Source organism: Pedococcus sp. (assembly GCF_036554925.1).
GTDB lineage: Bacteria > Actinomycetota > Actinomycetes > Actinomycetales > Dermatophilaceae > Pedococcus_A.
Genome location: NZ_DATBMI010000012.1, coordinates 1 through 10162 on the forward strand (window position 1 = coordinate 1; position 10162 = coordinate 10162).

Here is a 10162-nt window from a genome sequence, read left to right on the forward strand (position 1 = left end):
CCAGCTGGGCAGGAAGTACGCCGAGGCGCTCGACCTCAAGGTGCTCGACCAGAACGGCAAGCTCGTCACCGTGACCATGGGCTCCTACGGTGTCGGGGTCTCCCGCGCGGTCGCGGCCGTCGCCGAGGGCAACCACGACGAACTCGGCCTGGTCTGGCCCCGCGAGATCAGCCCCGCCGACGTCCACCTCGTGGCCACCGGCAAGGACGACGAGGTCTTCATGAGGGCCGCCGAGATCGCCCGCGAGCTGGAGGGCGAGGGGCTCGAGGTCATCTACGACGACCGCAAGGGCGTCAGCCCGGGCGTGAAGTTCAAGGACTCCGAGCTCATCGGCGTGCCCACCATCGTGGTCGTCGGCCGCGGTCTCGCCGACGGCAAGGTCGAGGTCAAGGACCGCCGCACCGGCCAGCGCACCGAGTACGCCGTGGACTCCGTCGTGGAGGCGGTTGTCGCGACGGTGCGTGGGGCGGGCGGGTGAGCCACTCCGGAAGCCCGGCTGTCGAGGCGGTGATCTTCGACTGGGGAGGCACGCTGACGCCATGGCACGAGGTCGACCTGCCCCAGCAGTGGCGCGTCTTCGCCCGCGAGGTGCACGGTCTCCCGGTCGAGGCGGCCGACATGCCGGCGGAGGACCTGGCCGAGGCCGACTCCCTCGCGGTGCGGATCCATGAGGCCGAGGAGCGGGCCTGGAGGCGCGGACGGCACACGCACGAGAGCGCGTCGATCGCGGCCATCCTCGAGGAGGCGGGGGTCGACCCCGAGCACGACCGGCACCACCTCGCACTGGCGGCCTACCGTCGGTTCTGGGAGCCCCACACCCACACCGACCCTCAGGTGCGGCCGCTGTGGGCGGGGCTGCGCGAGCGCGGCGTCCGGGTCGGGGTGCTCTCCAACACGATCTGGACCCGGGCCTACCACCGCGAGGTATTCCAGCGCGACGGCGTCCTCGACCTGCTCGACGGCGACGTCTACTCCTCGGAGATCCACGTCGTGAAGCCGCACCCCGACGCGTTCCGCGCCGCGTGCGACGCCGTCGGCTCCGCGCCGGAGCGCTCGGTCTACGTCGGCGACCGGTTGTTCGAGGACGTCCACGGTCCCCAGCAGGTCGGCATGCGCGCCATCTGGATACCCCACTCCGACATCCCGGTGGACCAGCAGGTGTCGGTCGAGGCCACCCCGGACGCCAAGGCCCACGAGCTGCTCGACATCCTCGACATCGTCGACTCCTGGCTCGCCGCGGGCGGGTGACGGGGTGGCCGACCCCGAGCTGGGCATCCTGCTCCTGATGGCACTGGCGGCCTTCGCGGCCGGCTGGGTCGACGCGGTGGTCGGCGGTGGGGGCCTCATCCAGCTGCCGGCGCTGCTCCTCGGCTTCCCCGCGGCCACCCCGGCGCAGCTGTTGGCGACCAACAAGTTCGGCTCGATCTTCGGCACGGCGACCAGCTCGCTGACCTACGTGCGACGGGTGCGCCCCGACCTGCGGACCGCGCTGCCGATGGCGGGCGTGGCCTTCCTCGGTGCGCTGGGTGGGGCGCTGATCGGGCTGCACATCCCCAAGAGCGCGTTCAACCCGATCATCCTCGTCATGCTCGTCGTGGTCGGTGCCTACACCGTCGCGCGTCCTTCGATGGGCCACGAGACGGCGCTGCGCTTCGACGGCCACAAGCACACCGTCGTCGCGATGCTCACCGGCTTCTGCATCGGTGTCTACGACGGCGCCCTCGGGCCGGGCACGGGGTCCTTCATGGTCTTCGCGCTCGTCGGGTTGATGGGGTACGCCTTCCTCGAGGCGAGCGCCAAGGCCAAGATCGCCAACTTCGCCACCAACCTCGGCGCGCTGGTCGTGTTCATCCCCGGCGGCCACGTCATGTGGAAGGTCGGCGCGGTGATGGCCGTGATGAACCTCGCCGGCGGCTACACGGGTGCCCGCACCGCCGTGGCGAAGGGCAGCGCGTTCGTGCGGGTGGTCTTCATCCTCGTGCTGGTCGCGTTCATCATCCGCATCGGCGGCTCCGTCCTGGGCGTCTGGAGCTGACCGTGGGGGCCGACACCGGGCTGCTGCTCGACCGCCTCGCCGCCCTGGCCAGGCCGCGCGGGCGCCGCGTCGTCGTCGGCGTCGCCGGCCCGCCGGGCGCCGGCAAGACCACCCTGGTCGAGGACCTGCTCCGCGCCGCGGCGGCCCGGCCCGACCTGGCCGGCCGGGTGGCGCACGTGCCCATGGACGGCTTCCACCTCACCAACGCCGAGCTGGACCGGCTGGGCCGCCGCGACCGCAAGGGCGCGCCCGACACCTTCGACGCCGCCGCGTATGCCGCGCTGCTCGCGCAGCTGCGCGGCCCAGCCCGCGAGCCCGTCGCCGCACCCGCGTTCGACCACGCGGCGGGGGAGCCGGTGCCGGGCGCCGTCACGGTGCCCGCTGGCGCCGACGTGGTGCTGACGGAGGGCAACTACCTCCTCCTCGACGAGGGGGACTGGTCGCGGGTCCGGCCGCTGCTCGACGAGGTGTGGTTCTGCGCCCTCGACGACCACCTGCGCCGGGAGCGCCTGGTGGCGCGCCACATCTCGGCCGGGCGACCTCCCGACGACGCGCACGACTGGGTGCACTCTTCGGACGAGGCCAACGCCCGCCGGGTCCGGCCCACCTCGACGGGCGCCGACCTGGTGCTCGTGGACGGCAGGGTCGTCAGCGCCACTGCCTGAGCGCTGCCCGGGGCGCACGCGGCGGGCCGGTCACGAGCCGTTCCACGCTCACGGACGCAGGGCTCACGGAGACCGGGCTCATGGAGGCCGGGCTCACGGAGGCCGGGCTCACGGAGGCCACATGGGCCTCGCGCAGCCGCCGATGCCTCGTCCTGCAGCGGTCGCGTGACGTGACCTTGCCGGCCGAGGGCCCTTCCGCGTGACCTTCGTCTCGTGATATAGGACGGATTGGAACGATCGCACCGCCTCGTGGCACAGTTGACCGAATGCAACTCTGGTATGCGAGCTACGGCTCGAACCTCTCGCGCGACCGTTTCCTGTGCTATCTGCGCGGCGGCCGTCCCGAGGGGGCTGCCCGCACCTACCCGGGCGCGCGTGACCGCACGCTTCCCGTCGCGGACACCCCGTTCCTCCTCCCCGGCAGCGTCTTCTTCGGCTGGCACTCCCCGACGTGGGGGGGCGGCATCGCCTTCTACGACGCCGACGCGACCGACCAGGTCGCCCTCGGCCGCGCCTACCTCATCAACGAGAGCCAGTTCGCCGACGTCGCGGCCCAGGAGATGCATCGCGAGCCCGGCCAGGACCTCGACCTCAGCACCGTCCTCGACGAGCGCCAGCACTCCGTCGGCACCGGGCGCTACGAGGCGCTGCACCTCGTCGGTGAGCTCCAGGGCCACCCCGTGCTGACCTTCACGAGCCCCGAGCCCACCGAGGTCCCTGCCAGTGCGCCGTCGGAGGCATACCTCGCGATGATCGCCCGCGGCCTGCGGGAGACCCACGAGCACACCGACGAGGAGCTCGTCGACTACCTTCTGGGCTGCCCCGGCGTCGCGCCGGAGTGGTCACGCGGCGACATCGCCGACCTCGTCGCGGCCTGAGCCAGGCTCCTAGCGTCGCAGCTGCGCTCGCAGCGCCGCCACGTCGGTCACCGGCGCATCGCAGACGAAACCGCGGCACACGTATGCCGTCGGCCTGCCGTCCACCAGCGGGCGTCCCGCCAGCAGGGGTGTGCCGGGCGCGTCCGGGACGCCGTGGGCGAGGACGAGCCCCGGGGAGCCTGACTGCACCGCTGCCTCCCGCAGCGGGGCGGCCTGTGCCTCCTGGCCCTCCGCGTGGGTGATGGCCACCTGCAGAGGTCCGGCGGCAGCTGCCTCCGCGACGGCGAGGGACCAGCCCGCGAAGCGCGGGTCGCGGGCGGCCACGAGCCCCGATGCCGACAGCGCGCCCTCCGCCGCCCGCCGGTGCTCGGCGCTGCCGGTGAGGGCGGCGTACGTCAGCAGGGCGCCCGCCAGCGCCGACTGCCCGGACGGCTCGGCGTTGTCGCCCGTGCCCCTCGGCCGGGTCACGAGCCGCTCAGCGTCGTCGGCGGTGTCGTGGAAGCCGCCACCGTCGGCCGCGAACCGCTCCCGTGCCACGTCGAGCAACCGTCCCGCCGCCTCCAGCCACCTCGGCGCGGACGTCGCCTGGTGGAGGGCGAGCAGCCCTTCGGCGAGGTTTCCGTAGTCGTCGAGGACCCCCGCAGCGGAGCCCACGACGCCGTTGCGCGAGGCACGCCGCAGCCGGCCGTCCACGAGGTGCCCGTCCAGGAGGACCTCGGCGCAGGCTGCGGCCGCCTCCACCAGCTCCGGTTTCCCGAGCAGCACGCCCGCATCGCTCAGACCCGCGATGGCCAGGCCGTTCCAGGAGGTCACGACCTTGTCGTCGCGGGCCGGCTGGGGGCGATCGGCCCGCGCCCGGAGCAGTCGCTCGCGCACCGATGCCCACCACCTGGGGTCGTCGGGATCGCGGCGCAGCTGCAGGGTGGACGTGCCGTGCTCGAAGGTGCCCCGCTCCGTGACCTCCAGCAGGGCGGCGGCGCGGGCACCGTCGTCCTCGCCCAGCACCTCGACGAGCTGGGCGGGCGTCCAGGCGTAGGTCAGCCCCTCGACCCCGTCGGTGTCGGCGTCGAGGGCCGAGGCGAACGCCCCCTCCCGGGTGCCCAGGTCACGTCGCAGGAAGCCGGCCGTCTCCAGGGCGACCCGGCGGGCCAGGGGTGAGCCGGTGGCCCGGTGGAGGTGGGTGTACACCCGCAGCAGCTGGGCGTTGTCGTAGAGCATCTTCTCGAAGTGCGGGACCACCCAGTCGGCGTCGACGGAGTACCGCGCGAAGCCGCCGCCGAGCTGGTCGTACATCCCGCCCCGGGCCATCGCCTCGCACGTCCGCTCCGCCATGAGCAGGGCGTCTCTCGAGCCGGTGCGGCCGTGGTGGCGCAGCAGGAACTCCAGCACCATCGACGGCGGGAACTTGGGCGCGCCCCCGAATCCACCCCGATCCTCGTCGAACTGGCCGAGCAGCCGCGCCACGGCCTTCTCCAGGACTCCCTCGTCGATGGGGTGCGGCGGGACCGGGCCCGAGTAGTCGTTCAGCCGGGCCACGACCGAGGCGCCGGCGCGCTCGACCTCGGCGCGCTGCTCGGACCACGCCTCGCCCACCGCCCGAAGCAGCTGCAGGAAGTGCTCGCGCGGGTAGTACGTGCCGGCGTAGAACGGCTCGCCCCCCGGCGTCAGGAAGCACGTCATCGGCCACCCGCCCTGACCGGTGAGCGCGGTCGTCGCGGTCATGTAGACGGCGTCGATGTCGGGCCGCTCCTCGCGGTCGACCTTCACGGCCACGAAGCCGGCGTTGACGACCTCGGCCACGCCCTCGTCCTCGAACGACTCGTGCGCCATGACATGGCACCAGTGGCACGCGGCATACCCCACCGAGAGCAGGACGGGCACGCCGCGCCGGCGTGCCTCCTCGAACGCCTCGGGGCCCCACTCCTGCCAGTCGACAGGGTTGTCCTGGTGCTGCAGGAGGTACGGGGAGGTGGACCTCGCGAGTCGGTTCGCCATGCGATCCACCGTATGCCGCGTGGGTGCCGGGTGCGGCCCCCCTCGGCCGCGACTTCGGTGCGGAGTGCGGGCTGCTCGGGCTCGTGGCAACAGGAACCGCCCCGCGGCCGGGTCAGGCGGGGCCACGCCTGTCGTAGGCCCACAGGGCGATAGCCAGGGCCACCCGGTCGGCGAACACGAGCGGATCACGCCCGGTCAGGTCCCTGACCCGAGCGAGGCGGTGACGGACGGTGTTGACGTGAAGGTACTGCTCGCGGGCGGTGGCCTGGAGTGAGCCGTTGTTGGCGAGGAAGGAGCGCAGGGTGGAGATGTGCTCGGTTCCGCGGCCGGCGTCCGAGGCCAGCAGGGGGCCCACCAGCTGGTCGACGAACGGCTCGAGCCGGGCGGCCGGCTGCTGCTCCAACAAGCCCTCCAGACTCAGCAGGCCCCCGGGTCCGACAACGCGGCGCTGGCTGGAGGCCAGCTCGAGCGCCGCCCGGGCTTGGGACACGCCCTGCGACAGCTGGCCCAGCGGGACCGGACTGCCGTAGCCGCAGGCGAGGCCCAGCTCCGCCGCGGCGGCGGTCACGAGGTCGCTCCCTCGTGTCACGACGAGGCTGATGCCGGGAGCCTCACCGACCAGCGCCGGCCCCAGGCGCCGGGCCAGCAGGCCCGCGGCCCCGCCCGGCCAGCACGAGACCACGAGCTCGGCGGAGCCCAGCCCCGCCGGTTCGAGAAACGGCGCGAGCGCCGTCGGGTTGAGCAGCCGCTCCTGCACGAGAAGGAGGAGCTGGCCGATGCGTTCCCGTTCCAGGGCCGCCTCGACATCGCGCTCGCCGAGGGCCACCTCGACGACGTGCGACAGCTGTTCGACCAGCGCTGCGTCGGGGCGCTCGTGCAGGCCGGTCCACACAAGCTCGCCGCTGGCCACCCTGGCCGACGTCGTCAACAGGTCCGTCGAGAGGTCATCTGTGGTGGGCTCCGCTCCCGCGACGGCCACGATCTGGTCGTCGAGGCGCAGCTCGAGGCGCCCTCCGAGGTACCGGGTTGCCTCCTGGAGGAGGTCGACGACGGGCGCGTGCCCGCGCAGCCGGGCCAACAGGCGCGGCATGAGCGCGTCGCGGGCCCGCAGGTGTGCGGTCTCCGTCTCCACCTGACGGCTGGCGAGGTACTCGCCGACAGCGCTGAATGGTGCGCCGAGGGGCGCGATGAGCAGCGGGAGCCCTGCCTCCCGGCACCCCTCGACGAGGGCCAGTGGCACGTCGTCGTGGACGTCGCCGATGCCGAAGCAGATGCCCACCGCTCCCGCGGCCGCCACGGCGTCGACGAAGCGGGCACAGTGCTCGACATCCGTGAGCGTGGTGCCGACCGTGCAGACCAGCTCACCTCCCCGCAGGTAGGGGGAGGGGTCGGGCAGCTCGGTGCTGTGCGCCCACCTGACCGTCCGGTCCAGAGCCGCCTCGGGCACGGTGTGGCCGCGCAGCCGCAGGGAGCCGACGGCCAGCAGCTCGCGCACCGTCGGCCCGCTCCCGGCAGACGTCGGGCCTGCTGCTGCATCAGCCATCGGCGCTGCCGCCGGTGCTCCTCGCCATGCCGGCAGCCTACTTCGCTGCATCTGTCTGGAGGCGCGGCTCGTTGTAGAAACATCCAATCCCTGACCCCTCCGACAGTGCCCCTCTAGCGTCTCTCTCCCACACTCTTGCGTCCGGCCCACGCGGTGACGATGGTGGAGTCAACAAGAAGGCGTGAGGAGACAACGATGTCCCAAGGACCTGTTCACATCACAGAGGGCCATGTGCTGCGGCGAGAGTTCACCCTGTGGTCGTCGTTCGCCTTCGCGTTCGCCTTCATCTCGCCCATCGTCGCGCTCTACGGCATCTTCGGCCTGGCCCTGACCGCCGCGGGTCCGAGCTTCTGGTGGGGCTTCCTCCTGGTCTTTGCCGGCCAGCTGCTCGTGGCCTTCGTGTTCGCGATGTTGGTGTCCCGCTGGCCCATCGAGGGCTCGATCTACCAGTGGTCGCGACGGCTGGTGGGCACCGGCTATGGCTGGTTCGCTGGCTGGGCCTACATGTGGACCCTCGTCATCGCCATGGCGACCGTCGCGCTCGGAGCGGCCGGCTTCGTCGCGAACATCGCCGGTGTCGAGGCTCCCAGCGGCACGCAGCGGGCCTCCATCGCGCTGGTCATCCTGCTGTTGGGCACTGCCGTCAACCTCGCCGGCCGCCAGGCGCTCAAGATCTTCATGAGCGCCAGCATCATCGCCGAGGTGGTCGGCTCCCTCGGCCTGGGCACCTGGCTGCTGCTCTTCCACCGCGAGAACTCGCTCAGCGTCCTGACCCAGGGCGGAGGAGACGCCGCGACCGGGTACCTGTCGCTGTCCGGTCCCTTCCTGGTCGCCGTGGCCTTCATCGGGTGGTCGTTCGTCGGCTTCGAGAGCGCCGGCGCCATCGCCGAGGAGGTGCACGAGCCGCGCAAGAACCTGCCGAAGTCGGTGATTTTCTCCCTGACCTTCATCGCCATCGTGGTGATGTACTCCAGCCTCGCGATCATCCTGGCCATCCCGGACCTGGACGCCGTGGCCGCGGGCGACGTGGCCGACCCGGTCTACGAGACCCTCACGAGCGCTCTCGGCTCTGGCATCGCCAAGCCGGTTGAGCTGCTGTTCGTCATCGGCTTCCTCGCCAGCTTCCTCGCCCTGCAGACGTCGGCTTCGCGAGTCATCTGGTCCTACGCCCGCGATGGCGGACTCCCCGGCTCGCACGTGCTGGGCCACCTGAGCAAGGGTGCCCGCATCCCGACCGCGGCCATCCTGGTCACCACGGTGATCGGCGCCGGGCTGTTCCTGCTCAGCAACGTCGCCAGCAACATCTACACGCTGATGGTCAACTTCACGACGGGCGGGTTCTACCTCGCCTTCCTCTTCCCCCTGGTCGGTGCGCTGGTCGTGCAGCTCCGCGGGAGGTGGCAGTCCGGCCCCTTCACGCTCGGCGCCTTGTCGCTGCCCGTCACGGCCGTCGCCACCCTCTGGGCCGTGCTGGAGTTCCTCAACATCTCCTGGCCGCGCCCCGTCTACGAGAGCCGATTCCTCGACTGGTCGGTGTGGATCGTGGTGGGCGTGCTCGGGGTCATCGGCGCGGCCATCTTCGCGTCGGTCCGCTCGCGGATCCTCGATGCCCACCTCATCGACGTCGAAGAGGCCGAGGACGAGCGCGAGGACCTCGCGCGGGGTGCCCTGTGACGGAGAGGAGTGGGCAGGGACACCAGCGCTCGGCAGTGGTCACTGGAGGTGCCAGCGGCATCGGAGCGGCTGTCGTGACCGAGCTCGGCTCCCGCGGCTGGGCGGTGGCCAGCCTCGACCTGCAGCCGGCCGCCGCGGCCGACCACAGTGTGCAGGTCGACGTCACCGACGCGGCCGCGATGGCCGCGGCCGTCGGAGAGGTCGAGGACCGGCTGGGTCCCGTCGCAGCCGCGGTCAACGTCGCGGGCTACTACGAGATGCTGCCGGTCTCTGACATCACGTCCGACCAGTGGCGGCGCATGCTGGCTGTCCACCTGGGCGGGACGGCGAACCTGGCCAGGGCCACGCTTCCGTCGATGCTCCGCGAGGGCGACGGCTCCTTCGTCGCCATTGCCAGCGAGCTGGCGGTCGGCGGCGGCGCCGAGGACGCGCACTACGCCGCCGCCAAGGGGGCGATCCTCGGCCTGGTGCGCAGCCTCGCCGCGGAGGTCGCTCCCCGGGGCGTCAGAGTCAACGCCGTCGCCCCGGGACCGACCGACACCCCGCTGATCGGGCCGGACTCGCCGTGGCGCGCCCCCGCGTACCTCGCCACCCTGCCCCTTCGGCGGCTCGTCACCCCTGAGGAGGTCGCCCTGTGCGTTGCCTTCCTCGTCGACGAGGGCACCTTCTGTGTCGGTGAGGTCCTGAACGTCAACGCAGGGGCGGTGATCTGAGTGGCCGTCGAGCCGGCATCGCCGGGGCCCCTGGCGGGACGGGTCGTCCTCGTCACCGGCGCGGCCCAGGGCATGGGCGCCGCTCACGCTCGGCGGTTGGCCCGCGAGGGCGCGGTCGTCGCGGTGAACGACCTGCACGACTCGGACTCCCTGCGTGCCCTCGCCGATGAGATCGGCGGCCTCACCGCGCCCGGCGACGTGAGCGAACCAGGACAGGTGCGCTCGCTCGTCTCGGCTGTGGCGGAGGCCGCGGGAGGCCTCGACGTGCTCGTCGCGAACCACGCCTACATGACCATGGCGCCCTTCCTGGAGCACGACCCGGACGACTGGTGGAAGGTCGTCGACACCAACCTCGGTGGCACCTTCCACCTGGTGCAGGCGGTCCTTCCGCACATGCGTGCCAAGGGGAGTGGGCGCATCGTCGTCGTCGCCAGCGAGTGGGGGATCACCGGCTGGCCGGGCGCCACGGCATACGCCGCGTCGAAGGCCGGACTCGTCTCCCTCGTCAAGACCCTCGGACGCGAGCTCGCCCCGGAGGGGATCATCGTCAACGCCCTCGCGCCCGGCGTCACCGACACCCCCCAGCTCGAGGTGGACGCCCGTGACGCGGGGGTCACCCTCGCGGAGATGCACCAACGGTATGCCGCGGGGATCCCGCT

At 72.3% G+C, this 10162-nt stretch carries 10 protein-coding genes; 8 read left to right on the forward strand and 2 right to left on the reverse strand.

Features of this window, described 5'->3' with window-relative positions:
• The 5 genes from VIB11_RS00850 to VIB11_RS00870 form a co-directional block, all read left to right on the forward strand.
• The coding region (locus VIB11_RS00850; RefSeq protein ID WP_332027430.1) for a His/Gly/Thr/Pro-type tRNA ligase C-terminal domain-containing protein at nt 1-478 on the forward strand (478 nt) is incomplete at its 5' end.
• On the forward strand, nt 475-1248 hold the full coding sequence (locus VIB11_RS00855; RefSeq protein ID WP_332027432.1) for an HAD family hydrolase: 774 nt from the start codon (nt 475-477) through the stop codon (nt 1246-1248). The genes VIB11_RS00850 and VIB11_RS00855, both read left to right, overlap by 4 nt.
• A 4-nt stretch (nt 1249-1252) precedes the next feature.
• Nucleotides 1253-2035: a TSUP family transporter gene (locus VIB11_RS00860; RefSeq protein WP_414695722.1), complete on the forward strand. Its 783-nt coding sequence runs from the start codon at nt 1253-1255 to the stop codon at nt 2033-2035.
• A 2-nt stretch (nt 2036-2037) separates the two neighbouring features.
• Complete coding sequence (locus VIB11_RS00865) at nt 2038-2700, forward strand: nucleoside/nucleotide kinase family protein (RefSeq protein WP_332027434.1); 663 nt, start codon at nt 2038-2040, stop codon at nt 2698-2700.
• Between the two features lie 266 nt (nt 2701-2966).
• The gene (locus VIB11_RS00870) at nt 2967-3578 is read left to right on the forward strand and encodes a histone deacetylase (protein ID WP_332027436.1); all 612 of its coding nucleotides are present in this window, start codon (nt 2967-2969) and stop codon (nt 3576-3578) included.
• Nucleotides 3579-3587: 9 nt separating this feature from the next.
• Here VIB11_RS00870 and VIB11_RS00875 read toward each other — a convergent pair whose 3' ends face one another.
• Together VIB11_RS00875 and VIB11_RS00880 are read right to left on the reverse strand one after the other, a co-directional pair.
• Nucleotides 3588-5573, reverse strand: a complete 1986-nt coding sequence (locus VIB11_RS00875) for a thioredoxin domain-containing protein (protein WP_332027438.1) — start codon at nt 5571-5573, stop codon at nt 3588-3590.
• 112 nt (nt 5574-5685) lie between these two features.
• Nucleotides 5686-7116, reverse strand: a complete 1431-nt coding sequence (locus tag VIB11_RS00880; RefSeq protein WP_332027440.1) for a PucR family transcriptional regulator — start codon at nt 7114-7116, stop codon at nt 5686-5688.
• 231 nt (nt 7117-7347) lie between these two features.
• On the opposite strand from VIB11_RS00880, the gene VIB11_RS00885 reads away from it, so the two are divergent.
• From VIB11_RS00885 to VIB11_RS00895, 3 genes are all read left to right on the forward strand, one after another.
• A complete protein-coding gene (locus VIB11_RS00885; RefSeq protein ID WP_332027442.1) occupies nt 7348-8790 on the forward strand; it encodes an amino acid permease in 1443 nt (480 codons plus the stop codon).
• A gap of 35 nt (nt 8791-8825) precedes the next feature.
• A complete protein-coding gene (locus VIB11_RS00890; protein ID WP_332027444.1) occupies nt 8826-9503 on the forward strand; it encodes an SDR family oxidoreductase in 678 nt (225 codons plus the stop codon).
• The coding region (locus tag VIB11_RS00895) for an SDR family NAD(P)-dependent oxidoreductase (RefSeq protein ID WP_332027446.1) at nt 9504-10162 on the forward strand (659 nt) is incomplete at its 3' end.